This window comes from Pseudomonas sp. F-14 TE3482 (assembly GCF_053629455.1).
In genome coordinates this window covers 4,966,264-4,992,074 of record NZ_JBRJII010000001.1, presented here as the reverse complement: position 1 = coordinate 4,992,074, position 25,811 = coordinate 4,966,264, and the positions used below count along the sequence as shown (strand labels likewise).

Sequence of the window (25,811 nt, the reverse complement as noted above, 5' to 3'; positions counted from 1 at the left end):
TCTCAATCAATAAGACGAACGAGCCAGGCAAATAATGAAGACCCGTATGTAGAAAATTTGTCGCCAGTACGTCAGCGGCCCGTGAGCCGGGCGTGGGGGCACCCTCAAAGGCTTAAATTTTTGCTGTTTGCTTCGTTTTAAGGGAAGGCGCATTGCGTGTCATACGTCTTTTCGATCAGGAGCGAGCGTGATTATTTCCAGGCAGTTAACCAGGTTGAGCCTTGCGGGTGTGTTTCTGGGGCTGAGTCTTGCGGCAAACGCGCGCAGCCAGCCAGAGCCGGCGACAGCCGAGATTCGTCGAACCAGTTTCGGCGTGCCGCATGTTCGTGCCGACAACGAGCGCGGGCTCGGCTATGGCATTGGCTATGCCTACGCTCAAGACAATCTGTGCTTGCTGGCCAATGAGATTGTCACCGTCAATGGCGAGCGCTCCCGGTATTTCGGCCCCGACCAGTTTACCGTCGAAGAGCGCGGGAACCTGGCCAGCGATCTGTTTTTCAACTGGCTGAACACCCCGCAGGCAGTCGGCGCTTTCTGGCAGGCGCAAACGCCTGAAGTTCGTGAGCTCATCGACGGTTATGTGGCCGGTTACAACCGTTCGCTGACAGAGCGCCAGGTCCAGGGTTTGCCGCAGCAATGCCAGGGCGAATGGGTGCGCGCGATCACTGCGCAGGATGTGATCAAGCTGACCCGACGTCTGCTGGTCGAAGGCGGCGTGGGGCAGTTTGCCGAAGCATTGGCCGGCGCTACCCCACCGAAAACCGTCGCGCAGGTGGTGGGCGATCCGGCATCGTTCCAGCTGGCGGCTTCACGCATGCAACGTTTCGCCCTGGATCGCGGCAGTAACGCCGTGGCGGTCGGCAGCGAACGTTCGTTCAACGGACGCGGGATGCTGCTGGCCAATCCGCACTTTCCTTGGGTCGGTGGGATGCGTTTCTATCAGATGCACCTGACTATTCCCGGCAAACTGGACGTCATGGGCGCCGCGTTGCCCGGCCTGCCCATGATCAATATTGGTTTCAACCAGCACCTGGCATGGACCCACACGGTGGATTCGTCCAAGCATTTCACGCTGTATCGTCTGCAACTCGATCCCAAGGATCCGACCCGTTACCTGCTGGATGGCAAGTCCTTGCCGATGAAAAAGCAGACGCTGGCGGTGAACGTGAAGCAAGCCGATGGTCAGACCCGGCAGATTTCCCATGTGGTCTACAGCTCGCAATTCGGCCCGATTGTGCAATGGCCCGGCAAGCTGGACTGGAACAACCAGTTCGCCTATAGCCTGCGCGATGCCAATCTGGATAACGACCGGGTCTTGCAGCAGTGGTATGCGATGAACCGTGCCGCCAGCCTCAAGGATTTTCAGGCATCGGTGCACAAGATTCAGGGGATTCCGTGGGTCAATACCCTGGCGGTGGACGATCAGGGGCAGACGCTTTACATGAACCTGTCGGTGGTGCCGAACGTCAATGCCGACAAGCTGGCCAAGTGCAGCGATCCTCGGGCCGGATTACAGATGATCCTGCTCGACGGTTCCAACAGCGCCTGTGCCTGGGACATCGACCCGCACGCTGCGCAAAAAGGTATTTATGCGGCAGACAAGTTGCCGCAACTGTTGCGCAAAGACTTTGTACAACATTCCAACGATTCGGCCTGGATGGCCAACCCGGCACAACCGCTTACCGGCTTCTCGCCATTGATCAGTCAGGACAATCAACCGTTGGGGCTGCGTTCGCGCTTCGCACTGGAGCGTCTGGGCACCTTGAGCAAGGCCGGCCCTGTCGCTGCGGCAGATCTGCAACACATGGTGATGGACGATCAGGTGTATCAGGCGACCCAGGTGATGCCGGACCTGCTGCAATTCTGCGCCGCGGATCTTGGCGCCGATGCGCCGACGCTTACGCCGTTGTGTGCCAGCCTCAAGGCTTGGGATCGCCGGGTGAATCTGGACAGTGGATTGGGCTTTGTGCATTTTCAAAATGTCATGGGGCCGTTGCAGCAAATCCCTGGCATCTGGCGTGTCGCGTTCGATCCGAAGGATCCGCAACACACTCCACGTGGCCTGGCAATTGAACAGCCAGACGTCGCCAAAGCGATTCGGGCGGCGATGCTGGCCTCGGTCGAACAGGTAAAAACCCTTGGCCTGAAAGCCGATAGCCGCTGGGGCGATATCCAGGTGGTCAGCAGTGGCGGGCAGCAAACGCCAATTCACGGCGGACCGGGCACGCTGGGTGTGTATAACGCGATCCAAAGCGTGCCGAGAACCGACGGCAAGCGCGAAGTCGTCAGTGGCACCAGCTATTTGCAGGTGGTGACTTTCGATGACGAGGGGCCGCAGGCTCAAGGTTTGTTGGCATTCTCATTGTCCAGTGACCCGGCGTCGAAGTACTCCCGGGACCAGACACTGGCCTTTTCGAAGAAGCAGTTGAGTGTGTTGCCGTTCACCGAGCAGCAGATCACGTCCGATCCGCAGTATCAGGCTCAGACGATTCGCGAGCAGGATGAGAAGGCAGGGAAGATCGCCGCGCAGTAATAGCGATAGCGTTCGAATGAAACATGAAGGCCGCACCTCGCAAGGGTGGCGGCCTTCAGCTTTTTGGGGCTTGTTGCGGGATCGAATTGAGGACCGGATTGCCGTCCTTGTTGCGGGTCAGATAGACCGGCAGCACCTTGGGCAACGAAGCCACCAGGCTATTGAGCTCTTTGATGTTGTAGACACCACCGAGGCGAATCGAGCCGGTGCTGTGGTCCGCGATCATGACGGGCTTGTTCAAATAACGATTGATCAAGGGCAGGGCGTCGGTCAGCGTCAGATCATCGAGCACCAGTTTGCCGCTGCGCCACGCCAGCGAGTGGTCATCGGCAGAGACCTGGCTGATTTGCGGCGTGAAGTCGCCGTGTCGATAACGTGCCTGCATGGCAGGTTCAAGACGTGAACCTTCGCCGGGCAAGGCACCGTTGCTGGTCACCAGCACGGCCCCTTCGATCAGGTTCACGCGTACCTGGTCTTCATACATCCAGACATTGAATCGGGTACCGGTGACGCGAATTCTGCCATCGGCTGCCTTGACGATAAATGGATGCTGCAGGTCATGACTGACGCTGAAGAAGGCTTCGCCTTTTTTCAGCATGACACGACGCTGATCCTTGTAATTGCTGAACGTCAGTTCAGTGCCCAGATTCAGCTCCACTTGACTGCCGTCGCTCAGCGTGACCTGACGAACATTGTCGGTCGCTTCGAAATGCTGATAGGCATTGGGCAGCCAACCCAGGTTCCATCCGGTATAGGCCGCCAGCGGCAACGCCAAGGCGCAGACGGTGGCGGCAATGCCGAAAGTGCGCCAAGGCATTGTCGGTTTGCCGCGAACAGCCGGCGCGGGAGATTCGGGACGAGGCAAATCGCCCGCAACCTCCCAGATTTCCAGCATGGCTTCGTACTCGAAAGCGTGCAGGGGATGGGCATCATGCCATTGCTCGAACGCCTGACGCTCTTCGGCTGTGCAGTCGATGGCATGCAAACGCATGCACCAGTGCGCAGCGGCATCGGTGATGGCGTCGTATTGTGCTTGGGAGAGAGAGTGGTCGGTCATTGACTCATCCTGATTTCCTGCATTCTAACCTTGAGGGGAAGTCTGCGAGAACAACCGTCATGGCATTTGCCCATCAAAGAACAACTTATTTTCACATGGACGCTCTGAAAGCCGGGTGTCACCAGCCAGTATCCATAAATGGAGTGAAAAAAGGGTCAAGACCTCCAGGACTGATCCCGCCGTCCCGGACTGTAGCTGCTGTCGAGCCCCAGCGAGGCTGCATCAGGCCGTAGCAGCCTCGTTGGAGCTCGGCAGCTGCTACGCCCGGAATGTCAGGCAGTGGGCGGGGCTGGCACCGGATCCAGTTGTCGACCCATTTCACAGATCAAGTGAGCGATCGAGTCGGCGTTGCGCAAAATGATGTCGGCTCGCAGGTCCACCTTCCGTGGATTCAGGAAGGCGTTGCGGGCCTCATCCAGCGTTTTGCAGCTCGTCGTTTTGAGGATGTCCTTACCCACATGCTCCAACCCCTCAATCGAGTCCAGACTGATCCATGACTGCAATGTTTCGTTCCAGCGGGCAAACAGTTCTTCCCTCGGGGTCTCCAGGGACAGTGCCTCTCGCTGGAAGTCCTGCTGAGTCTGTTTGGTTTGCGTACCGAAACCAATGACGGTGGCGATCAGATCGGTGAACGGACGCCTTGCCTCAAGCGTTGCAATATCTACGGTGTTTGAAAAAATATGGGAGAACTCATGAATCAGGGTTGCGGCCCTGGCATGGCCGTCGACGTCGAAAGGTTCAGTCAAACAGGACTTGTACCAATCGAGTTGCGGGTCAAAAAACATCTCCGTGAAATGCACACGCTTCTGTGCATCGTCATGCACAACAAAAGCGATCGTGCTATTGGTCTCGTATTTGTTTGAACCGACCACAAAACGTTCGGTGTTCATCAAGTCCTCGTTTGGGTCCACCAGCGCTGTGCAAATGGGAACGATGACCTTTTTGATTTTGTCCAGGAGGCTGGCGTCGAGGTGATCAGCATCAAAAAAGGCTTTAAGAAAGGTATCCAGCCGCGTCCCCGGATTCAGGTGTCTGAGCTGCGCCAGATTATGCAGACTGTTAAACGCGTAATAGCGAGCCAAGTCTATGGCCTGCAAGATCATGCGTGCTTTTTCCGGGTGTTTTGTCCGAATGTCTTCCATTCCCCGCGCTTCGATATTCAGAATGTCTCGAGCCGTGCGATCAACAACAAATTGATTGTGCATTTTCGACAGGGCTTTGCCGTAATGGACCGTGTGGATGTCCGGATCGATCACTAGCTGCTGGCCGGAAGCCGCCAGCAACGCGGGACCCTGCTGTCGGTCTTTGATCATTCGCCAGACCGGCCCGGTTTTGACCACGGGGTAAACCTTTCCCTCGACGGGGGCGTACGTACGATTGCTGGTCGAGTCCAGGTAAGTTCCATTGGTGCTGCTCTTCTTCAGATCCTTTAACGCAACGTCTGTGGTCTCGAAAGGCTGCAACACCGTGCGCATCAGAGCCGTCGGTTTCACTTTTGACCATTGCAGGGCGGCCACCGGTTTGGCAACAGGCGCGGTGGAGGTCGCTTGCGCAGGGGGCGCTGAAGCCTCCAGCGACAACTTGCCCAACGTCACCATTTGCGCGGTGCCGGCAATAAACGCCTGCAATGCCTGTTTCCAGTGATGATCCTGTAGCGCTTCGGCGGAGTTCTTGAAGTCCTTGTAGCTTTGCCACAGTAACTGCCCATAGGCGAGTTTGCCCGGCAACAGGCCCGAAATCAGTTTGATGCCGGCGCTGAACAGGTTTTTGGCGGTTTCCCAGTCGGCCTGGCCGGTGATCTCTGACTGGCTGCCCAGCATTTTTGATAGAAGGCCGACATTATCGCTGAACAGTTGTGCAAGCAGGTTGCCGTTAATGGGGGTGGACGCGAGGGTGATTTCGCTTTGTTGTCCGACGGTGGACTTGAGCAGGTTGCCGAACAAGGTTTGCTCACCCTCGGGAAGCCGACGAATGATCAGATTCTGCAGTGCCCCTGGCGCATTGATCGCAGATATAACGCTGGCTTCGTTCTCGAATTCGGTGAATACGGAGCCTGTGTGATAGGGCGCATACAGGATTTGCGGCCCTTGATGTCCGACACCGGGGCCGATCAGGTACAGACCCAGGGTTTTAACGGCCGCGGCGCCTGTGGTCTTGATCAGTTCCAGCGGCCTGACGATGGCGTGGGCACCTGTTACAGCCGCGCGGGCAATGGCGTCCGGCATGTCGAGAACCTGCCAGATCAAGTCGAAAGCGCTGGCACTGAGATGTTGCTGCAGTTTCAGTGCATGAGCGTGTTGCAACAGTTGCCACGGTAGTTGCTGAATAAAACGCTGCTTTCGTTTGTCGGTATCGGTGCCGGCTTTAGTCAACGCATCCGTCACCCGCGTTGCATAATCGCTGTGGATATTCAGTGACTGAACAAGCTGGCGCACGGCGTTCTGATCCAGGCGATCGGGAAGGGCCGTCGAGGTTGTCGAGGCAATCTTGAAGCCGATGCCTTGAGCTGCGTTGACAGGGTTCAGGGCAAACTCGGTCAGGCTACGCGCCGGCCCGGCCAGGGCCAGGTTGGGCGTGATTTTGATGTGGTCGGGGTTCAGTCGCGTTCCTGTGAATCGGCTGCCGAGCAATGACACCAATCGGTCATGCACATAGGACTTCAGGGTCTGGACGCCGTGCAGGTAGTCTTTATCGTCGGAGACACTGTTGTGGTATTGCTCCAGCAGTTCAATGTGTAACTGCTGTTCTTCGACAGGGGCCATGCCAAGCCATGCAGGCAGGGACTGCTGTCGGGTGATGGCCTGCGAGATCAACCTGGCTCTTTGCAAGTTGGTGTCGATGACCCGTTGCGTCATTTCGTTAAGCGCTTTGATCTTTTGTGCGGCGTCCAGCTTCAGGCCGCGCAGGTGTTCGCAACGGGCCAGGAAGTGGTCAATGGAGGATTGCGCAAGGCGCCGCAGGACGTTGCCCTCAATCAGTCGCAACGAGTTGAGCGTATAGCGCTGGTGGAATGTGCGCTGGGCGGGGTTGAGATTTTCCAGCAATTCCAGGCGTTTGTTGGCGTCGAGCAGGCGCCGGTTCAATTCCGTCGTTGCGCTACTGACCGTCGCGAAGACTTCCAGTCCGGTCGCAGGCGTCCACAGAATTGCCCGGCCGGAATGTTGAACATCGAGCCCGCCACGTTCGGTCAACAGTACGCAATTGGCCAAGGGCAGCGGATTCTTCTGCCTGGAGCACTCAAGGAGCAGTGAATAAGCGTCAGGCCTGAAACCATTGAGGGCAAGGCGCGTTTCTCGATCCGGTTGATCCGGGTTGAACACTGTATCGACAATGGCCCGGTCGGCGTCCCGCAGCGTGGCGTTGAGCACTCGAAGGCTGGCTTCTCCCCGTACACCCACGGAAAGCGCGTGGGCCAGGCGCGGTTTCAGATTCTCCAGGTAAATGCGCTGCAGGGCCCCAGAGGCGATCGGCTGGGAGGCGAATTCCGCGCTGATCAGCGAATCGACATCGCTGAAGGTTTTTACGAAAGCCGCGGCTCTATCCGCCAAGACCATGGAGGGCAACTGGTTGCCAGACAACACCGGCCGGGTACTCCAGCGTCCCTGAACATCCAGCGTCAGTAATTGATCGCTGATCATGGCGCGGATATCCAGTGCCTTGTCGAATAAGGCATGGAGGTCCACGGTGCCGTCGCTGTGACGGAAAACCTGCAGAACGTATTCCATGTTTTGCCGTTGCTTGGTGATGATCGCCTCAAACAGCGTTTTGAATATCGAGCCTGAAATTACCTCGCCGGAGACCTGAGGCTGATTGAAACCGATGAACCGGTTACGCTCCTCCAGGCTTAGCAGGCCGTAGAGCTCATCTTCGTGGCCGACCGCGCTGAATTTGCTCAGCAAGGTATCTTTGAGGTCCTGATAGTCCTTCAGCACCTGGAGTCCTTGCGTAGGGGTGTAAAGAAAGGCCTTGGAATTGGCGTGACTGATCATTAGTGCGCCCGCCAGTTCGACATAATTGGCTGCGTGTTCCCAAAGGCGCACCGTCTCGAGGCTGAGTGCCGAGGACGTACTCGCCGTCGGCTGAATCAACGAGTGCAAGGCCTGGCTTTGTTCAGGGCTGATGATCTCGGCCTCACGCTTGATCAGGAACTCTGCGCGCGCCTTTTCACGGATGGCCCGGCTGAAAAAAACGCGGCGGGATGCCCCATCAGCCGCCGCATTGTCCCAGTAGCGCTGCAGTTTCCCGGAAAGCAGGCTGATCAGTTTGCTGGAAGCGGTCTTTACCGCGGTTTCCCATTGGTGTTGGTCAGTGCTCGTCGGCTTTTTTTCCGGATGGGAGAATTCATGAGACTGCCCGATCGGCCATCGCTGATGGCGGTAGTACGACAGTACCGCGTCACTCAGGGACATGGAGTTGATCCAGCGCCGGGGCGGGGCACTTTCCTGGTTGTCGTCATGGGCCGGTGCAATGGAGTAGAAGTTGAGTCGGGTCTGGCTTTGATCAAGGCCCGGGAATGACGACTGCAGCAACTCATCAAGCAGCGTAGTGAGCAGCGAGGTGAGCGTTGGCAGCTTGAACAACTCGTCCAGCATGGCCTGCTCGTTCATTCGCTGGTTATTGGCGATGACGGTGCGCTGGTCTTCGAATATGTCGCCCTCGATGGCCTGAAAGCTCACCTGAATGTTGGCCGCAGCCGCCAATGTTTTACGCGCAGACAACGACATGAAAGCCAGCAGGTCGTCGTCTTCGGTCGCGCCTTTGAGCTGACGTTCAAGCTGTTCGATCAAGGCTTCGCGGCTATGGAACTTCTTTATGCCGGCGTACGGGGTGTAGAGAATCTCACCGTTGTCATCTGGAGTGAGGCTCAACACGAAGCTGCCGGCCAAGGGGATGGAGGTCAGGTCTTGCGCATTGAGCAGGATTTTTTCGGCAAACATGGGCGGAGTCTGTTGACTGCGTAACGTTTGGCTGGCCAGTTCCAGATGACTGAACCATTCGAAATCCTTGCGCGTCAGCCCATGGGTTTTACCCAGATCATTCCAGTGGCCGGGCGAGTGCAGGGCTTGGGGGAAAAACAGCGGAGCGGGAGGTGTGGACATCGTCGAGTCTCGTTCAGGGCGCTGCTGAATGCGCCTGTGGGTTGAGGCTCAAGACTAAAAGTCGCGGGGGAGTCGAAGGTGGTAGATAGTTACCACATGGCCGCCCGATGTTTGTGCAAACATGCGCCAAAGCGTCTTTTCGGCTCAATCGGTTCTGATCAGATGCTCCGGTTCAAGCGAAAGGTTGACAGGCTGCTCGTCGCCCGTTGTTAATCGGTTGGTTTTCATACGCTGTTGCCCCCTCCAATAATTATTCTGGAGCTTCAGATGTCTGCGCCACACGATCCTGTGTCTACTGCTATCTCGCAAAACCTGTCCTTCGAAGCGCTGACGGCGTTGCTCGAGCAGATCTTCCTGCGCCACGGCACCTCGGCCGATGTCGCCAAAACCCTGGCCCTCAACTGCGCCGGCGCCGAGCGCGACGGGGCTCACAGTCACGGTGTGTTCCGCATTCCCGGTTATGTATCGACGTTACAAAGTGGTTGGGTCAATGGTCAAGCTGTACCGGTGGTCGAGGACGTGGCTTCGGGGTTTGTCCGGGTTGACGCCGGTAATGGCTTTGCCCAACCGGCCCTCGCGGCGGCGCGGCCATTGCTGGTCGAAAAAGTCCGCAGCGCCGGCATTGCGGTACTGGCCATCCGTAATTCCCACCATTTCGCTGCCTTGTGGCCAGACGTCGAGCCGTTTGCCGATGAAGGGCTGGTGGCGCTGAGTGTGGTCAACAGCATGACCTGCGTGGTGCCGCACGGTGCCGATCGTCCGTTGTTCGGGACCAACCCGATAGCCTTCGCCGCCCCTCGGGCCAACGGTGCTCCGATCGTCTTCGACCTGGCGACCAGCGCCATCGCCCATGGCGATGTACAGATCGCCGCCCGCAAAGGCGAGCGTTTGCCGCCAGGCATGGGGGTGGACAGCCTCGGCCAGCCGACCCAGGATCCAAAAGCAATCCTTGAAGGCGGCGCCTTACTGCCGTTTGGCGGACACAAGGGCTCGGCGCTGTCGATGATGGTGGAGCTGTTGGCGGCGGCGTTGACGGGGGGCAATTTTTCTTTTGAGTTCGACTGGTCGAACCATCCGGGGGCGAAAACACCCTGGACCGGTCAACTGCTGATTGTGATCGATCCGAGCAAATCGGCGGGGCAGAATTTTGCCGAGCGCAGCCAGGAACTGGTCCGGCAGATGCACGGTGTGGGGCTCAAGCGGTTACCGGGTGATCGACGTCACCGACAGCGCGCCAAGGCCAAGGTCGAAGGTATTGCGCTCGATGCTCAGACGCTGGCAGATCTGCGGGAACTGGCCGGGCTCTGAACCCTGAAAACGGAACCTGTGGGAGCGGGCTTGCTCGCGAAGGCGGCGGCACAGTCAACATTGATGTTGCCTGACACACCGCTTTCGCGATGTAGAAACGGATACATCCTTTACAATCGAGACCGGGGACATCCTTTACGTTTTTGTGGGTTTGAAAGGCGGTTTTCACCGCTTTTCAAACGACCTAAAAGGTAATTGCACAAATACACTTCCCAGACCTCATCTTCCACCTCCTTCAGCCCTAGTGCCTCACCCACCAGCGATTCGCTGACAAATACCATTCCACCTTTCCACTTCATTGAACCGTTTTGCCGGACTTTTCTGACCAGCATTTGTGAAGGGTAATTCACCTCCGGCACACGTCCGTCGTAGAGGCGGCTGGATGGCACATAAACATCCGCCGGAACCTTCATTGCCAGGGCCTTGTGAGGGCGTTCGTAGTTGTATTCGTGGCGAAACCGTTCAAACGCCAGCTGCTGCTGTACCAAATTATGCTCAGGTGTCTGAAGCAGCGCAGCCTTGAGGGTTCGGTGCATTCGTTCATGGCGGCCATTCTGGTCAGGGCGTCCGGGCTGGATACGCTCGGGATAGATACCCAAACGTATGAACCACGCCGCCAGACTGGAGATGCGCGACACGCCGGTCGAGGCAAAAGGTGAACCGTTATCCGTGCGAATGACATTGGGCAACCCATACTCTCGAAAAGCCCAGTCAAATCCTTCGCGCGCCCCAGCCACACTGCTTTGCGCCCGACAAAGTAAGAGGAATCGACTGACATGATCGGAGATCGTCAAAGGAAAGCAGCGCTGACCTGATTGCAGGGCGAAGTCGCCTTTGAAATCCGCCGCCCATGTTTGATTGGGCTCTGTGGCTTCGCGTAATGGAATAGGCCCCGTCGGTGGGCGATTAAGGAAACGTCGTTTTTGCACCAAACCTGCACGCTTGAGCCATTCGCCAGCGGTGCTCAACGCGGGCCAAGGCAGCTCCGCGTGCGTGTTTTTAAGGTTGTGAACCAACTTCTCAGGTCCCCAACTCGGATGCTCGCGCTTATAAGCGATCAGCAACTCAAGGACATGCTCACTGATTTGATGGGGGCTGTGGTGCGGACGTCTGGACAGCTCTTTGAGCCCGTCGATGCCACGTTCAGCATAGCGCGCTAGCCACTTGTCCAAAGTGGGCCGGCTGACACCGTAATGCCGTGCCAGCTCACATTTGGAATAGGCGCCGGACATCCAGTCGCCTACGAGTTTCACTCTCTGATCCATTGGGGACTCTCGATTCCAGGGCATGGTCAGGCACCTCCTGACCGTATTTCATACCTGTAAACGATGTCTCCGGTTTAAAACGTAAAGGATGTCTCCGGTTTCTACCCGAGCAAGCCCGCTCCCACATAGGTTGCGCTTGGCTTAACGACGACCCAACAACAGCCCCACCACCAAACCGAATCCGGCGGAGATGGCCACGGTTTGCCAGGGATGACCGCCGATGTAGATTTCACTGGCTTCGACCGCGGGCCTGGTCCGGTCACGCATACTGGAAACTGAACCCCGCGCCTGTTGGAGCTTCTGGGCGATTTGCCCACGAAGGGTGTCCGCTTCTTCACCGACCAGTGAAGCACTGCTCTTGAGCAGTTTTTCCGACTCTTCGATCAGGGCCTGAAGTTCGCTGAAGACCTGATCCTTGATTTGATCATCGGCGACTTGATCGATGATTTTGCGGGCCATTAGAGTACTCCTTGCAGATAAACGGGCAGTGAACAATGGAGTCTGGCGCCCTGGCAAAAGTTGCAGTCATTTTGCGTGGCGACTCCACTCTGAAGAAAAATCCACGACAGGACATTTCCTCCTACAGTGTAAGATGTCGCCTATTTTACGCAGCAGGTAATCTTCCATGAGCTTCAATCTGGCCGACAAACCCCTTGCCGAGCGCGCGGCGCTTGAAGATGAAAAATCCCGTCTGTTCGAACTCTGGCAAAACAACCTGGGTAAATCCAAGGGCGAAGCCGCACGGTTGTTCGGTGAGCGTGCCAAGCGCAAAGGCAAATGGGCCGAGTGGGTCCGCGCCGAACTCGACGGCATGTCGCCCCCTGAATTCGCGAACATGGTGCGCAGCGAAGTCAATCGCCTGATGGCCGCTAAATAAACGTCCAGACACGATTCCCCTGTTGGGAAAAGGTCGCGATTATCGCCTCGCGCACTTTCAACACCACCGGATCGAGCTGCGTGCTGGTGCGCCAGCCCAGCTCGATCGGATAGCGTGGCAGCGCCAAAGGGCAGGGCAGCAGCGCCAATCCGCTGAGCGCGGCGATACTTCGAGCCGCATGGGCTGGAATAGTCGCAACCGCCTGACTGCCCTTGAGCAGATGCGGCAACGCGGCAAAGTGCGTGGTTGACGCGCATACCCGCCGACTCAGCCCCAACGCCGCCAAGCCTTCATCGGTAATCCCGATAAAACCGCCCGATGACACCAGAATGTGTTCGCGGGCGACGAACGCCTCAAGGCTGAGAGTCTCTTGTCCCTCGGCCAGACTGAGGGGGTCCACCAGGCACAGATAATCCCCTTCACCCAGCACCTGACGACTGAGCAAACGCTCGGCAAACCCGCCTGCCGTGATCGCCAGATCGATGCTGCGCTCCATCAAGGCCTGGGCGACGATCTGGCTGTGGGTCTGGCGAAAGATCAGCCGCAGTTTCGGCGCGCGGTCCGCGATCTCTTCAATCAATCGTCGCCCGTAGGCGATTTCGAAATCATCCGACAAACCCACCGTCACCGAACGTCCGTCGTAATGATTCGCCGCCGGATCGACCATCGCCAGACTCTGGCGGCATTTGTTCAGCGCATCGCTGACCACCGGTTTCAACTGGTTGGCCTTGAGCGTCGGCGCAAGACCTCGGCCGGTACGCACGAACAATTGATCGCCATACACCTCGCGCAATCGACGCAACGCCGCGCTGACCGCCGATTGCGTCACGCCCAGACGTAGTGCGGCACGGCTGGCGCTGGATTCCTCATGCAGGGCTTCGAAGACTTTGAGCAGATTGAGATCGACGGCAGCGATATTCATTTGGTTCATATCATTCAGCAGTGAGTCGGGCTTTATTCATGATCCTGTGGCGCCGGAGAATGAGCAACACCTCATTACTGACGGAGTCATCGTGATGCCCAAGTCCATCGTTGCTGCGCTGCAAATCGGCGCCTTGCCCGGCGGCAAGGCTGAAACCCTCGATCAAATCCTCTCCTGGGAAACCGCCATTATCGAATCCGGTGCCGCGCTGGTGGTCATGCCGGAGGCGTTGCTCGGCGGGTACCCCAAAGGCGAAGGATTCGGTACGCAGCTCGGCTATCGACTGCCGGAAGGTCGTGAAGCGTTTGCGCGGTATTTCGACAACGCTATAGACGTGCCCGGTGCCGAGACTGAAGCCTTGGCCGGGTTGGCCTCACGCACCGGGGCCAATCTGGTGATCGGCGTGATTGAGCGCGCGGGCAGCACGTTATATTGCACCGCGTTGTATTTCGACCCGCAGGCCGGACTGGTCGCCAAGCATCGCAAACTGATGCCCACCGGTACCGAACGGCTGATCTGGGGCAAGGGCGATGGCTCGACCTTGCCGGTGATCGACAGCCAGGTCGGGCGAATCGGCGCCGTGGTGTGCTGGGAAAACATGATGCCGCTGCTGCGCACCGCGATGTACGCCAAAGGCGTGGAGGTCTGGTGTGCGCCGACCGTGGACGAGCGGGAAATGTGGCAGGTGAGCATGCGCCACATCGCCCATGAAGGACGCTGCTTTGTCGTCAGCGCCTGTCAGGTCCAGGCCTCACCGCAAGCCTTGGGCGTGGACATCGCCAACTGGCCGGCGGAGCGCCCGTTGATTGCCGGCGGCAGCGTGATTGTCGGGCCCATGGGCGACATTCTCGCCGGGCCGCTGCGTGACGAGGCGGGTTTGCTGTGCGCCGAAATCGATACTGACGATCTGATCCGCGCCCGTTATGACTACGACGTGGTCGGGCACTACGCGCGCCCGGACATATTTGAATTGACGGTGGATGAGCGGGCCAAACCGGGCGTGCGGTTCAACGCATAATCCGTCGGGGGGTGTGATTGTCGTCTAGTCTCCAGGCGTTCACACCCCTGTCAACGGATGGACTGTCCATGAGTTTGTTACTCGGCCCGATTCTGCAATTTCGTGGCATCAACAGTAATGTCTATAACGTGTCTGCCCTAGTGGTTTTACCCTTGGGCGGGTCATCACCCAGCGTAAAAGTCCCCGACGGTGTCACTGCCGGCAAACCGTTGGCCATCGCCGATATCCCGTTGCTCAGTCCTCAGTACCGCGTCTGGCGCATCGATTTAAAAGCGCTGCAAGACCAGGCCGTTGCCAGCACTTACACGATCAAGATAGAGGGTGCGCAGGCCAACTTCGTCGTTCCGGCCGAGGGGCAGTCGCCGCGCATGGCCTATGTGTCGTGCAACGGCTTTTCGAACCCCAAGGACATGGAGAAGGTAGACAGAAACCATGAGCGCTGGGAGCACATGTGGGGGGCTCATCAAAGCAAGCCCTATCACCTGTTGTTGATGGGGGGCGATCAGGTTTACAGCGACGATATGCGTAGCAGTGTGTCGTCGATGAAAACATGGTTTGCCAAACCCTTCGCCGACCGTCGAAAGGCGGTCTACAGCAAGGTGATCGAAGCCGATCTGGACAAGTTCTTCGCCAGACTTTACCTGGAGCGCTGGAAACAGCCTGAGGTCGCGAAGCTGCTCAGCGCCGTTCCGACGGTAATGATGTGGGATGACCACGACATCATCGATGGCTGGGGTTCCTACGATGAGATTCTGCATTCAAGCCCGGTGTTCCAGGGGTTGTTTGCCACGGCCAAACGCTATTTCAGGATTTTCCAGCAACAACTGATCCAGACTCATCCTCACCTCAAACCGTCCGCTGATACCCACCCTTGTGCGATTCCCGATACCGCTGACGGCTTTCACCTGGGGTTTACCGGCTTGGGTGAATTGGCATTGCTGGTTCCCGACTTGCGCAGTGAACGTGCACCGGATTTGACGACTGCGCCGGCCCGGCGAACCCGGATCATTTCGCCCGTCAGTTGGGATGCGATTTATGCCTGGCTGGGCAAGGCCAAGGGGCATAAGCACTTGCTGCTGATGTCGAGTATTCCCGTGGGTTACCTTGATTTGCAGGCGGCGGAAAAGGCACTGGACCTGATTTCGGGGCAACAGGAACTCGAGGACGATTTGCGCGATCATTGGCGAAGCCTGCCCCACCGGGACGAACGCAAGCGGCTGATCATGCGTCTGCTGGATTTCGCCCATGCCGAGTCATGCAAGGTCACGCTGGTGTCCGGTGATGTTCATGTGGCGGGGGCTTGCGTGATCGAATCAACGTTGTCCCGGCATCGCAACGATGGTTCGGGATTGATTTACCAATTGATTTCGACCGGGGTCGTGCATCCTGCACCGCCGGTGCTGGCAGTGCAGTTTCTGGAGTCCATTGGCAAGCACCAGGAACAGATCGACTACGCCATCACCGGAACCATGTTGCCCATCGGTGCACGGGGACGTTACCTGATCGCCGCTCGAAACTGGCTGGCGATAGAGCCGGACGAAGACAGCACCGGCAAAAGTCGGCTGTGGGCCAACTGGCACATAGAAGGCCTCAAACATTGTGTGACCCAGGTGATCGATCCGGTTAAGCCGCGAGCCGAGCCGTGAGCATTACCACGTGCCGGTGGTCGGCTCCGGCAGGCGGAGTTTGCCGCGATCAAGGAAACGCATCGTGCCGAACACGCCACCAGCCAGTTTGCCCCGAAGCACGTAAGGCAGATTGTTCAGTGTCTGCGTCTGACCCAGCCCGAGGGTCTGACGCAGCACCGAGAAGGCCGAAACGCTCACCGGCACCACAATCACCGCCTCGGAAAAGCGCGGGATCGAGCCCGACTGGTCGCTGACACCAGAGGCGAGGGATTGACCGTTCACCTCCAGATCCAGGGCCACGCCGTTGTAGTCGATCGCCGTTTCATTGGGGTTCTGCACGCGCAGTTTTACCGCGAAACGCACTTCCAGTTCCTGGCTTGGCAGTGGCTCGATACCGACCACGTTGATGTTCAGCGGGTCGTGTTGGGGGAACAGGGCGCAGGCGCTCAGGGAGAGCAACAGGAGGGACAGAGACAGGGCAAACAATCTGCGCATGGACAGGTTCTCGTAAAGAAAAAGGCCGAGCCGCTCGTGGCTCGGCTCTTGAGCATTACGCACGGTTCAACTGTGCGACAGCCGCAGGTGATGCGGGTTCACTCTCCACGCCGGTGAACCAAGCAAGGTCAAAAGATCGCAGCCTTCGGCAGCGCCTACATGGGTTTACCCTATAGGAGCTGTCGAGTGCAACGAGGCTGCGATCTTTTGATCTTCAAGCAAACGCCGCAAGCAAATCCTCTTCAAAGGCTTTTTGCGCATCCCCCGGCACCTGTGCGCGATGGCGGGCCAGATGGAACGCCACCTCAAAACTCATGTCGCCCTGGCGCACGGCGCGCAGCAACCCTTTGTCTTCCCAACTGCGGGCGAAGTGATCGGGCAGGTAGCCAACGTGCTTGCCGGAAAGAATAAAGGCGAGGGTGCCTTCGACCTGCTCGGAACGGGCCGAACACATTTTCCCCTGAAACGGCTCGTCGCTGCGCAGGAAGCGGTAGGGGTGATCGACCCGGTCGCAGGCCTGAAGCGCCTGATCGTCAGGCGCCTCATCGGTGAACAACGGATGCCCCGGGGCGCAATACAGGTGCTGGGTTTCAGTGAACAGTTCGCGGTAGTCAAAAGCGCTTTGCGCCTGCGAGAAATAGCCGATCGCCAGGTCCAGCCGTTGTTGCAGCAACAGCCGCTCCATTTCGCCGGGCATGGCGCTGATCAACTCGATACGCACCGATTCATCCCGTTCGCGAAAGCGCCGGATCGCCTCGGCAACCCGTTGCAGCACCGATTGATCAAGTGCTTCGGACAAGCCCAGGCGCACTTCGCCGATCAAGCGTCCGGCCACGCCGTTGGATTGATGACGGAACGCTTCGATCGACTCGAACAAGGCACGAATGGCAAGGAGCAGCTGCTCGCCCTTGGGGGTGACTTTGAACCCGCCCTTGCCGCGACTGCACAGCCGATAACCAAGCCGGGTTTCGAGCCTGGCCATCTGCTGACTGATGCTTGACTGGCTCAGCCCCAACTCACCCTGAGCCGCGCTGAAACCACCGCATTCCACCACGCTGACAAACAGGCGCAGCAGGTGCAGGTCGAGGTCATGAAGTTGACCGAGCATCAAACATTACTCCGCAATAAAGTCAGGATGATTAACTTGGTATTTTTCCAATGTAACCGACGACGCATCCTGCAACCACTTCCTCCGGTCAGGTGTTCGTCATGGCTCCGCTCTTCAAGCTGTGTTTACCCGCACTGTTCCTCGCCATGGCCGTGCCGGCCCAGGCCGAGGAAAAAGTCCTCAATCTCTACAGTTGGGCCGATTACGTCGCGCCCGACGCCTTGCGGCGGTTCGAAAAGGAAACCGGCATCCACGTGCGCTACGACACGTTCGATACACCGCAAGTGCTGGAAACCAAGCTGCTCACCGGCGGCAGTGGCTACGACGTGGTGGTGCCGTCGTCCAGCGTTCTGGCTCGTGGGCTGGCGGCGGGTGCGCTGCAGGAAATTCCTCACGATGGCCTCAAGGGGTACGCCAACCTTGACCCGGACATGCTGGAAAAGCTGGCGGCGGTCGACCCCGGCAATCGGTATGGCGTGCCTTACACCTGGGGCACGCTCGGGTTGGGGATGAATGTCGAAGCAGTGCAGCAGCGCTTGCCCAACGCACCGCTCAACAGCCTGGACCTGTTGTTCAAACCCGAATACGCCAGCAAGTTGAAAGATTGCGGCATCGCGATTCTCGACTCGCCCCAAGAGGTGATCGGCCTGGCGCTGCACTATCTGGGTAAAGATCCCTACAGCACCGAGAAGGCTGATCTGACAGCCGCCGACGCACTGTTGCGTCAGTTGCAGCCATCGGTGCTGTACGTCGCCACCGGGCGGCAGATCAACGATCTGGCCAATGGGAGCGTCTGCCTGGCATTGACCTACAACGGTGACGCGAGCATGGCCGCCGATCAGGCGCGCAAGGCCAACAAGCCGTTCGAAGTGGCCTACCGCATTCCGCGGGAGGGCACGCTGGTGTGGCAGGACAACCTGGCGATTCCCAAGGACGCACCGCACCCCGAAGCCGCCCGGGCCTTCATCGAATTCATGTTGCGTCCCGAATCCGTTGCAGCGCTGACCAATACGCTGTTCTTCGCCACGGCTAATCGGGCGGCGACGCCGTTGGTGGATGAGGCAGTGCGCAGCGATCCCGACATCTACCCGCAGAGCGAGGTGCGTGAGCGGCTGTACGCCGACCGCAGCATGAGCCTCAAGGACATGCGTCAGCGCACCCGCTTGTGGACCACTTTCCGTAGCCGCCAATAAGCCAATAACAAGGAATAGACCATGGACGTCCCTGCACAGAACGATCAGGCCATGACCCGCGACAGTCTTTACGGGACTGCCGCCGAAAGCACCTACGCCGGCATCACCAGTTTCATGCGCCGCCGATACAGCCGCGACTTGCGTGGCGTCGATGTGGTGGTCAGCGGCGTACCGTTCGACACTGCCACCAGCAACCGTCCCGGCGCGCGTTTCGGACCGCGCGGCATTCGGGCGGCATCCACCGGGATCGCCTGGGAACGCCATTGGCCGTGGACGTTCGACCCGTTCGATCACTTGGCGGTGATCGACTACGGCGATTGCGCCTTCGATTACGGTACGCCACAGTCGGTGCCGGACAGCATCGAAGCCCACGCCGAGCACATCTTGAGCGGCGGTTGCGCGATGCTGACGTTTGGCGGCGATCACTTCGTCAGTTATCCGCTGCTCAAGGCCCATGCCCGTCAGCATGGCCCGTTGTCATTGATTCACTTCGACGCCCACAGCGACACCTGGCCGGATGAAGAGGGCAAGCGCGTCGATCACGGCACGATGTTCTGGCATGCGGCCAAAGAAGGGTTAGTGGATCCGTCGCGCTCGGTACAGATCGGGTTGCGCACCACCAATGACGATCATCAGGGCTTTCAGGTACTGGATGCGCGGCAGGTGCATCGGCAAGGGTGCGAAGCGATCGTCGAGGCGATTCGTGCCCGGGTCGGTGATCATCCGGTGTACCTGACCTTCGACATCGACTGCCTCGACCCGGCCTTTGCGCCGGGCACCGGAACGCCGGTGTGCGGCGGTTTGAGCACGGTGCAGGCGCTGGAGATTCTCGGCGGTTTGCGCGGGATCAACCTGGTGGGGATGGACGTGGTGGAAGTGGCGCCGGCCTACGACAGCGCGGACATTACCTCACTGGCAGCGGCGACATTGGCCATGGAGATGCTGTGTTTGTATGCGGCCAGGCATAAGGTCGATCGGTAGTTTTTGTGGTGTCTGGTATGGCGCCTTCGCGGGCAAGCCTCGCTCCTACAGGTTTTGTGTCGTGCCCAAATCACGCGGCAATCGCTGTACCTGTAGGAGCGAGGCTTGCCCGCGAAGCTTTTCAGACCGACCAATCGCTCCTGCCAGTTTCTGACAACAGCCTCTGCTAAGCTCCGACGACTTTTCAGGAAAGAGCCTGCCGACCGTGTCGCGAACCAGCCGTTTACTGACTTTGTTACAAGTGCTGCGGGGCAAAAGTCGTCCGGTGACGGCGGCGACATTGGCCAGCGAACTGGAGATTTCCGAACGCACGCTGTACCGCGACATCGCTGAACTCACCGCGCTCGGCGCACCGATTTTTGGCGAGGCGGGGATCGGCTATGTGTTGCGCAGCGGTCTGTTTCTGCCGCCCTTGATGCTCAATGCCGACGAAACCGAAGCCATCGTGCTTGGCTTGCGTTACGTGGATCAGCGTGGCGATGAGGTGTTGGGCAAAGCCGCGGCCGATGCCCTGGCAAAAATCGCTGCGGTACTCGACCCCACGGCCCAGGAGGCCTTGCGCAACCCGACGGTGCTGCCGGGGCCGCCGGGTTATGGCTATCCGCAAAATGCCGTGCCTTTGAACGTGTTTCGCCAAGCCATCCGCGATCAGGCCAAGCTGCACATCGACTACGCGGACGCCAATCAGGTGCCGAGTCAGCGGCTGATCTGGCCACTGGCCCTGGGCTTTCTCAACGAGGTGCGGATCATCGTCGCCTGGTGTGAGTTGCGCAGTGCCTATCGCACGTTTCGCACCGACCGGATCTCGGCCGCCAGCGAGCAGGGCGAACGCTATCCGGGGCGGCGCAGCGACCTGCTGCGCACCTGGCGCAAGCAGATGCAACTGGACGAAGCAGGGCGTTTCACTCCTGACAAGAATTGACACAGGCTTGTTTTAGCATGGCACCAGAATCAACCCAAAAAGGAGCCGTAAACATGTCCAATCCAGCCTCTTCACTGGCCCCCGCCATCGCCGCCTACATTGCCGCTGCCAATGCTCGTGACACGTCGAGGGTTGCCAGTTTTTTCGCTGAGGATGCCAACGTGTTCGATGAGGGGCAGCATCAGGTCGGCACACAAGCCATCGCCCAATGGATGCAAGACACCGCACAACGTTATCAGCCCCGGGTCGAGGTACTCGACGTTCAACTGCGCACCGGCAAAGTGCTGGTGCACAACCTGATCTCCGGAACGTTCCCTGGCAGCCCGCTGGAACTGCGCTACATGTTCCGCCTCAATGAACAGGGCAAGATCGCTCGGCTGGACATCTCGCTGTAACCCGGTGTTGTGTCGCGGCGCGGAACCTGTGGGAGCGGGCTTGCCCGCGAAAGCGGTGTGTCATCCAACATGCATGGCGACTGACACGGCCTCATCGCCGGCAAGCCCGCTCCCACAGGGGGTGTGTTTGACCTACTGGCATCAGGCTTCACCAGCAGCCCCAGAGACGTATACTGCCGCGCATGAATGTCGACTCTCCCTTAAGCGCCTGGCAACACGCCATCGAACAGAAGGGCTTCGTCCAGGACGAAGCTCAGGAACATGCCGTGTGGGCGCTGCAAAAATGCCATGAAGCCTTGCATGAAGACCGCGCGTCCATTACCGGTGTGTACCTCTGGGGGCCGGTCGGGCGGGGCAAGACCTGGTTGATGGATCAGTTCTACCAAAACCTGCGCGTCCCGGCCCGACGTCAGCACTTTCATCATTTCATGGGCTGGGTGCATCAGCGCTCCTTTCAATTGACCGGCACCGCCGACCCATTGAAAGCGCTGGCCCGCGAGCTGAGCCAGGAAGTGCGGGTGCTGTGTTTCGATGAACTGTTCGTCAACGACATCGGTGACGCGATCATTCTCGGACGTTTGTTTCAGGTGATGTTCGAGCAGGGTGTGGTGGTGGTCTGCACCTCCAATCAACCGCCGGATCAGCTGTATGCAGATGGCTTCAATCGTGACCGGTTCGTGCCGGCTATTGCTGCAATCAAACAACACATGCAAGTGATTGCGGTGGATGGTGGGGAAGATCATCGTCTGCATCCTGGCGCCGGTCTGCAGCGTTACTGGGTGAACGTACCGGGTCAGCCCGGCGCGCTGAGCGAGGTGTTCAAAGCCTTGACCGTCGGCCAGTCGCTGTCCAGCGATCCGGTCAAGATCGGCTACCGTTCGGTCAATGTCATGAAGGCCAGTCAAACCGTGCTCTGGTGCCGTTACACCGAACTCTGCGAACAGCCGTTTGCCGCCATGGACTTCATGGCCCTGTGCGACACCTTCAGCGCTATTCTGTTGAGTGACGTGCCCAACCTCAGCGCGCAAAAACGAGAAGGGCGCATCGCCCGCGGCACTGAAGACGGCGTCGAACGGGTGGCGGCGGGGGATCGCGAGTTGCCGCAGTTGTCGGTGCATGACGATGGCGTGCGGCGGTTCATCGCCCTGGTGGACGAATGCTACGACCGCAAGGTGCCGCTGTACCTCGAGGCGCAGGTGCCGATGGAGGCGTTGTACACCGAGGGCTATCTGGAGTTTCCGTTTCGTCGCACCCTTAGTCGTCTGCAGGAAATGCAGCTCAAACGTTTCGCCGAGGTTTGATATCCGGGAGGAGAGAACATGAATCAGCCCTTGTCCCACCATTTGCTGACCATGGCCTATCAGAACGCCTGGGCCAATCACCGACTGGCCAAGGCTTGGCTTCAGCTAAGCCCGGCCGAACTGGCGGCACCGCGAGTCAGTTTCTTTCCCAGCCTCAGCGCGACCCTGAATCACATCCTGACCTGTGACTGGTTCTATGTGGATGCACTGGAGCGGGAGTTGCGCGGTGACGAACCGCATCCCGATTGCTACGTGTTTTTCAACGAAGACGAGCCATTCACCCATGGCATCGATCTTAAACGCGAGCAAGCCCTGGTGGACCGTCGACTGATTGCCTACTGCGAGCAACTGCGCGACGCAGACCTCGGACGGCTCGTGACCATCGCGCGCGACACCCCGCAACATGACAGCCGTTTGCGCATGCTGTCCCATTTGTTCGAGCATCAGATTCATCATCGCGGGCAGGTTCACGCGATGCTCAGTGGCACCTCGGTCAAGCCGCCGCAACTGGACGAGTTTTTCTGTGCCGGTGAGGCAAAACTGAGGGCTGAGGATTTTGCCGAGTTGGGATGGACCGAGGCATTGATCTGGGGCGTTTGAGAGAGAGCGATCACAACAGGATCCGGTTGTCGGCACCCCGGCACTCGCGATAAGGTCGTCAGACCTTTCAGCGCGCAAGAAGCGAGCTGGGGCAACTTGTGTGATTGAGGGTGGAAATGGAATCCGCAGAAATTCTTGTGCTTCAGGCCAGCTACACCAACCCGGTGCATGCCGAGGCGATTTGTCTTGTATTGAACCACTACGCCGAAGACCCAATGGGCGGCGGTCACCCGTTACCCGCCGATAGATTGCGACAACTGCCGGGGGAACTGGCCAAACGTCCCCATGCCTTCAGCGTACTGGCGTTTGTCGGCGGCGAGCCGGCAGGGTTGGTCAACTGTTTTGAAGGTTTTTCGACCTTCGCCTGCCGGCCATTGGTGAACGTGCACGATGTGGCGGTGGTGTCGAAGTTTCGCGGGTTGGGATTGAGCCAGAAGATGCTGCACAAAGTCGAGGATATCGCGCGCCAGCGCGGCTGCTGCAAAATCACTCTGGAAGTACTGGAAGGCAACGCGGTGGCTCAGGGGGCTTATGGCAAATTCGGTTTTGCGCCAGGCATGTTCGACCCGGCGCATGGCCGGATGCTGTTCTGGACCAAGGCGCTTTAATTCGCAGTCCATTTTGGGAGCGAGCTTGTTGTGGAATGAGGGCTTTTGTGGCGAGGGAGCTTGCTCCCGTTGGGTCGCGCAGCGACCCCTGCATTTTAAAATTAAACCGCATATAAAAGGTTTACGACTGCTTCGCAGTCGAGCGGGAGCAAGCTCCCTCGCCACGCAAGCCCGCTCCCACATGTGCAATTACTGCTGAACGACTTCCGGCGTGATAGGTGCGCCCTTGGGTTTCATCAGGCTGAAGTCGATCAACGGCCTCTGCTTACGTGCATAAGGGTTGCCGATCATCAATGGCCGAGGCTTGAAGCTGTCGCTGACCAGGCTTTTGCTGCGGTCCAGTTCATCGAAACTCAGGCCGGCCAGATCCGCCCACGTGTGAATCAGTTGCGAGCTGCTGTACGGCCGGCTCAGATCGCCGGCAAAACTCCAGTCATGGGTTTCGCGCCATTTCGGCGAGGCCCAAGCCATGAACGGAATGGTGTACATCGGCGCCGTCGGCTTGCTCTCGTTGCGGCCCAGGGTTTTATGGCCAACGGAGTCGAAGACGTCTTCGCCATGGTCGGAGAGGTACAGCAGGAAGCCGTTCGGATCAGACTTGGCGTAGTCCTTGATCAGGCTCGACACCACGAAGTCGTTGTACAGCACTGCGTTGTCATAGCTGTTGTACGTTGGCACCTGATCGTCACGCACGCCGTCCGGAACGCCTTTGCGGTCAGTGAACTTGTTGAATGTCGGCGGGTAACGGTACTGGTAGCTCATGTGCGTGCCGAGCAAATGCACAACGATCAGTTTGCGTGGTGCCGCGTCAGCCAAAGCCTTGTTGAACGGTTCGATCACATCGCCATCGTACTGGGCGGCATTCTGGTTACGGTTATTGTTCAGGTACACCTGCTCGTCGGCCTGCTGGGAGAACGTTGTGAGCATGGTGTTGCGCTTGGTCATGGTCTGCTGGTTGGTGATCCAGAAAGTCTTGTAACCCGCCTGTTTCATCATGCTGACTACCGACGGAGTGGACAGGTAGAGGTCGGGGTTTTCTTCGTCGGCGAACGTCAATACCTGCTGCAACGCTTCGATGGTGTAGGGACGCGGGGTAATGACGTTATCGAAAACCGCCAGTTGATCCTTGAGCTTGTCCAGCTCCGGCGTGGTTTGCCGAGGGTAGCCGTACAAGCTCATGCGCTGACGGTTGGTGGACTCACCGATTACCAGTACCAGGGTCGCCGGCTGATTGGCCATCGAATCGGTGAGGTTCTTGAGCGGTGGAATTTTGCTGGCGCTGTGAAGCATGTCTTGCATGCCGGCCAGGGTATCGAGGTAACGGTGATAGGCCACGGCCATCTGCCAAGGCACGGCGGGCTCGATGCGGGTTTCGAACTTCTCGAAGCCGCCCGCCAGGCTGCCGCTGCGTGCGGTGTGCTTGATTAGCGGGTAACCGACCACGGCTAGCAGAATTGCCGTCGCCGCGACCAATGCCTGGCCGCGTGGCAGGTATACCGGGCGCAAACGGGTCCACAGGAAATACGCGAACGCGGTGTGGGCGAGGAACGCCAGTACCATCCACCAGGCAAAATACTGGGTCATGTACTCGCCGGCTTCAGACACGTTCGATTCGAACATGATGAAGATGACGCTCTGGGAAAATTCCTGCTGATAGATGAAGAAATAACCGAGGCTGGCCATCGAACAGGCCCACAGCACCACGCCGATCAGTGCGGCCATCACCCGTGTTTTTCTGGGGAACAGCAGCATCGGCGCGAGCCAGATGGCGCTCATCACAAAGGCCTGGCGGAACCCGGCAAAACCGGAAGTACCTGTCAGTTGAATCAGCAGTTGGGTAATGCCCGAAAAATACCAGAAGAACAGAAATAACCAGAGAAATCCTGCCCAATCAAAACCTTTCGCAGACGTTTTGCTGCGTTTAAACAAAGCCATTCAGCACTCCAGCCTGATAATTACTTCGGCCGTCGGCACTCTCCTTGTCGCAGACGAACGGGCGCCGCGTGGATACCGAGCGGCCACAATGATCCGGAGTATCAACAAGAAGGTGTGAAAACTTTGTGAGTTGCCAGAGCTGGCAGGGTTGCAGCGAGTCGGAAACAGCAGCGGCTGCTTCCGAGCCAAACGAGGGGTCAGGCGTGGGGGGCGCGTTGGGTGACGGGCAAGGGCTGAGCCTGATTGCCTTGGGTCAGCAGGCGCAATTGGGCGACTTCCCGCTTCAACTGGTCGCGCTCATCTTTCAACTGGCGCAGTTCATCGCGACGGATCGTGACGTAAAGGGTTTGTGCTGGCAGTGCTGTGTGTACGGTGCCCATTGCTCACCTCGCAAATGGCTGTCTCAACTGTAAGTTCGCTCCCGATTTCGGGTGCTCACTTACTATCGGCGCCGATTTTGATTTCTTTTGCCCCCGAAGGGAACTTTTTTATTTTTCATGGTCGTTGTGTCTTCGGTACGATTCCCGACGTTATCAGTCTGGATCGGGCACAATGCCCGGAAACTT

At 58.5% G+C, this 25,811-nt stretch carries 21 protein-coding genes; 12 read left to right on the top strand and 9 right to left on the bottom strand.

The window, feature by feature from the left end:
• The first annotated feature begins 187 nt into the window (after positions 1-187).
• On the top strand, positions 188-2,533 hold the full coding sequence (pvdQ, locus tag AB7M26_RS22405; RefSeq protein ID WP_123496804.1) for a bifunctional acylase PvdQ: 2,346 nt from the start codon (positions 188-190) through the stop codon (positions 2,531-2,533).
• Between the two features lie 55 nt (positions 2,534-2,588).
• Here pvdQ and AB7M26_RS22400 read toward each other — a convergent pair whose 3' ends face one another.
• Complete coding sequence (locus tag AB7M26_RS22400; RefSeq protein WP_123496802.1) at positions 2,589-3,590, bottom strand: FecR family protein; 1,002 nt, start codon at positions 3,588-3,590, stop codon at positions 2,589-2,591.
• Between the two features lie 272 nt (positions 3,591-3,862).
• Entirely contained in the window at positions 3,863-8,689 is a 4,827-nt protein-coding gene (locus AB7M26_RS22395) for a dermonecrotic toxin domain-containing protein (RefSeq protein ID WP_123496800.1), read from the bottom strand.
• Positions 8,690-8,956: 267 nt separating this feature from the next.
• On the opposite strand from AB7M26_RS22395, the gene AB7M26_RS22390 reads away from it, so the two are divergent.
• The gene (locus AB7M26_RS22390) at positions 8,957-9,997 is read left to right on the top strand and encodes an Ldh family oxidoreductase (RefSeq protein WP_123496798.1); all 1,041 of its coding nucleotides are present in this window, start codon (positions 8,957-8,959) and stop codon (positions 9,995-9,997) included.
• 110 nt (positions 9,998-10,107) lie between these two features.
• Here the strand turns inward: AB7M26_RS22390 and AB7M26_RS22385 are convergent, their stop codons facing one another.
• Together AB7M26_RS22385 and AB7M26_RS22380 are read right to left on the bottom strand one after the other, a co-directional pair.
• The gene (locus AB7M26_RS22385) at positions 10,108-11,286 is read right to left on the bottom strand and encodes an integrase core domain-containing protein (protein WP_123501468.1); all 1,179 of its coding nucleotides are present in this window, start codon (positions 11,284-11,286) and stop codon (positions 10,108-10,110) included.
• A 117-nt stretch (positions 11,287-11,403) separates the two neighbouring features.
• Positions 11,404-11,721, bottom strand: a complete 318-nt coding sequence (locus tag AB7M26_RS22380) for a DUF883 family protein (RefSeq protein WP_123496796.1) — start codon at positions 11,719-11,721, stop codon at positions 11,404-11,406.
• Between the two features lie 166 nt (positions 11,722-11,887).
• Here AB7M26_RS22380 and AB7M26_RS22375 point away from each other — a divergent pair, with 166 nt between their 5' ends.
• The gene (locus AB7M26_RS22375; RefSeq protein WP_007897387.1) at positions 11,888-12,139 is read left to right on the top strand and encodes a hypothetical protein; all 252 of its coding nucleotides are present in this window, start codon (positions 11,888-11,890) and stop codon (positions 12,137-12,139) included.
• Here AB7M26_RS22375 and AB7M26_RS22370 read toward each other — a convergent pair.
• The gene (locus AB7M26_RS22370; protein ID WP_123496794.1) at positions 12,132-13,070 is read right to left on the bottom strand and encodes a LysR family transcriptional regulator; all 939 of its coding nucleotides are present in this window, start codon (positions 13,068-13,070) and stop codon (positions 12,132-12,134) included. The genes AB7M26_RS22375 and AB7M26_RS22370 overlap by 8 nt on opposite strands.
• 85 nt (positions 13,071-13,155) lie before the next feature.
• Here AB7M26_RS22370 and AB7M26_RS22365 point away from each other — a divergent pair, with 85 nt between their 5' ends.
• Complete coding sequence (locus AB7M26_RS22365; RefSeq protein ID WP_123496792.1) at positions 13,156-14,079, top strand: carbon-nitrogen hydrolase family protein; 924 nt, start codon at positions 13,156-13,158, stop codon at positions 14,077-14,079.
• 68 nt (positions 14,080-14,147) lie between these two features.
• The gene (locus AB7M26_RS22360; protein ID WP_123496790.1) at positions 14,148-15,725 is read left to right on the top strand and encodes an alkaline phosphatase D family protein; all 1,578 of its coding nucleotides are present in this window, start codon (positions 14,148-14,150) and stop codon (positions 15,723-15,725) included.
• A 3-nt stretch (positions 15,726-15,728) separates the two neighbouring features.
• On the opposite strand, the gene AB7M26_RS22355 is transcribed toward AB7M26_RS22360, so the two are convergent.
• Entirely contained in the window at positions 15,729-16,202 is a 474-nt protein-coding gene (locus AB7M26_RS22355; protein ID WP_008069225.1) for an LEA type 2 family protein, read from the bottom strand.
• A 214-nt stretch (positions 16,203-16,416) separates the two neighbouring features.
• Positions 16,417-17,310: a LysR family transcriptional regulator gene (locus AB7M26_RS22350; RefSeq protein ID WP_123496788.1), complete on the bottom strand. Its 894-nt coding sequence runs from the start codon at positions 17,308-17,310 to the stop codon at positions 16,417-16,419.
• A gap of 101 nt (positions 17,311-17,411) precedes the next feature.
• Between AB7M26_RS22350 and AB7M26_RS22345 the strand changes: the two genes are divergently transcribed.
• The 7 genes from AB7M26_RS22345 to AB7M26_RS22315 all read left to right on the top strand — a co-directional run bounded on the left by AB7M26_RS22345 (position 17,412) and on the right by AB7M26_RS22315 (position 23,310).
• Positions 17,412-18,503 carry a polyamine ABC transporter substrate-binding protein gene (locus tag AB7M26_RS22345; RefSeq protein WP_123496786.1) on the top strand — a complete coding sequence of 364 codons (1,092 nt, stop codon included), beginning with the start codon at positions 17,412-17,414 and terminating at the stop codon, positions 18,501-18,503.
• 21 nt (positions 18,504-18,524) lie between these two features.
• Positions 18,525-19,484, top strand: coding sequence for an agmatinase (gene speB / locus AB7M26_RS22340; protein WP_123496784.1), 960 nt, complete (start codon positions 18,525-18,527; stop codon positions 19,482-19,484).
• A gap of 205 nt (positions 19,485-19,689) precedes the next feature.
• Positions 19,690-20,406, top strand: coding sequence for a helix-turn-helix transcriptional regulator (locus AB7M26_RS22335; RefSeq protein WP_123496782.1), 717 nt, complete (start codon positions 19,690-19,692; stop codon positions 20,404-20,406).
• Between the two features lie 53 nt (positions 20,407-20,459).
• On the top strand, positions 20,460-20,801 hold the full coding sequence (locus AB7M26_RS22330; RefSeq protein WP_007897370.1) for a nuclear transport factor 2 family protein: 342 nt from the start codon (positions 20,460-20,462) through the stop codon (positions 20,799-20,801).
• Between the two features lie 182 nt (positions 20,802-20,983).
• Complete coding sequence (gene zapE / locus AB7M26_RS22325; RefSeq protein ID WP_123496780.1) at positions 20,984-22,102, top strand: cell division protein ZapE; 1,119 nt, start codon at positions 20,984-20,986, stop codon at positions 22,100-22,102.
• Positions 22,103-22,120: 18 nt separating this feature from the next.
• A complete protein-coding gene (locus AB7M26_RS22320) occupies positions 22,121-22,702 on the top strand; it encodes a DinB family protein (protein WP_429376675.1) in 582 nt (193 codons plus the stop codon).
• A gap of 116 nt (positions 22,703-22,818) precedes the next feature.
• Positions 22,819-23,310, top strand: a complete 492-nt coding sequence (locus AB7M26_RS22315; RefSeq protein WP_123496776.1) for a GNAT family N-acetyltransferase — start codon at positions 22,819-22,821, stop codon at positions 23,308-23,310.
• Positions 23,311-23,499: 189 nt separating this feature from the next.
• Here the strand turns inward: AB7M26_RS22315 and AB7M26_RS22310 are convergent, their stop codons facing one another.
• Both AB7M26_RS22310 and AB7M26_RS22305 read right to left on the bottom strand, forming a co-directional pair.
• On the bottom strand, positions 23,500-25,245 hold the full coding sequence (locus AB7M26_RS22310; protein WP_123496774.1) for a phosphoethanolamine transferase CptA: 1,746 nt from the start codon (positions 25,243-25,245) through the stop codon (positions 23,500-23,502).
• Between the two features lie 197 nt (positions 25,246-25,442).
• A complete protein-coding gene (locus AB7M26_RS22305; protein ID WP_008069248.1) occupies positions 25,443-25,625 on the bottom strand; it encodes a DUF6026 family protein in 183 nt (60 codons plus the stop codon).
• Between the last annotated feature and the right edge of the window lie 186 nt (positions 25,626-25,811).

Coding starts and splice junctions, on each gene's coding strand:
- AB7M26_RS22370 (WP_123496794.1), bottom strand. CDS start 13,070: ATGAACCAAATGAATATCGCTGCCGTCGATCTCAATCTGCTCAAAGTC.
- AB7M26_RS22360 (WP_123496790.1), top strand. CDS start 14,148: ATGAGTTTGTTACTCGGCCCGATTCTGCAATTTCGTGGCATCAACAGT.
- AB7M26_RS22395 (WP_123496800.1), bottom strand. CDS start 8,689: ATGTCCACACCTCCCGCTCCGCTGTTTTTCCCCCAAGCCCTGCACTCG.
- AB7M26_RS22380 (WP_123496796.1), bottom strand. CDS start 11,721: ATGGCCCGCAAAATCATCGATCAAGTCGCCGATGATCAAATCAAGGAT.
- AB7M26_RS22385 (WP_123501468.1), bottom strand. CDS start 11,286: ATGCCCTGGAATCGAGAGTCCCCAATGGATCAGAGAGTGAAACTCGTA.
- AB7M26_RS22350 (WP_123496788.1), bottom strand. CDS start 17,310: ATGCTCGGTCAACTTCATGACCTCGACCTGCACCTGCTGCGCCTGTTT.
- AB7M26_RS22400 (WP_123496802.1), bottom strand. CDS start 3,590: ATGACCGACCACTCTCTCTCCCAAGCACAATACGACGCCATCACCGAT.
- AB7M26_RS22355 (WP_008069225.1), bottom strand. CDS start 16,202: ATGCGCAGATTGTTTGCCCTGTCTCTGTCCCTCCTGTTGCTCTCCCTG.
- AB7M26_RS22390 (WP_123496798.1), top strand. CDS start 8,957: ATGTCTGCGCCACACGATCCTGTGTCTACTGCTATCTCGCAAAACCTG.
- AB7M26_RS22375 (WP_007897387.1), top strand. CDS start 11,888: ATGAGCTTCAATCTGGCCGACAAACCCCTTGCCGAGCGCGCGGCGCTT.
- speB (WP_123496784.1), top strand. CDS start 18,525: ATGGACGTCCCTGCACAGAACGATCAGGCCATGACCCGCGACAGTCTT.
- AB7M26_RS22305 (WP_008069248.1), bottom strand. CDS start 25,625: ATGGGCACCGTACACACAGCACTGCCAGCACAAACCCTTTACGTCACG.
- AB7M26_RS22330 (WP_007897370.1), top strand. CDS start 20,460: ATGTCCAATCCAGCCTCTTCACTGGCCCCCGCCATCGCCGCCTACATT.
- AB7M26_RS22310 (WP_123496774.1), bottom strand. CDS start 25,245: ATGGCTTTGTTTAAACGCAGCAAAACGTCTGCGAAAGGTTTTGATTGG.
- AB7M26_RS22320 (WP_429376675.1), top strand. CDS start 22,121: ATGAATCAGCCCTTGTCCCACCATTTGCTGACCATGGCCTATCAGAAC.
- zapE (WP_123496780.1), top strand. CDS start 20,984: ATGAATGTCGACTCTCCCTTAAGCGCCTGGCAACACGCCATCGAACAG.
- AB7M26_RS22365 (WP_123496792.1), top strand. CDS start 13,156: ATGCCCAAGTCCATCGTTGCTGCGCTGCAAATCGGCGCCTTGCCCGGC.
- AB7M26_RS22315 (WP_123496776.1), top strand. CDS start 22,819: ATGGAATCCGCAGAAATTCTTGTGCTTCAGGCCAGCTACACCAACCCG.
- AB7M26_RS22345 (WP_123496786.1), top strand. CDS start 17,412: ATGGCTCCGCTCTTCAAGCTGTGTTTACCCGCACTGTTCCTCGCCATG.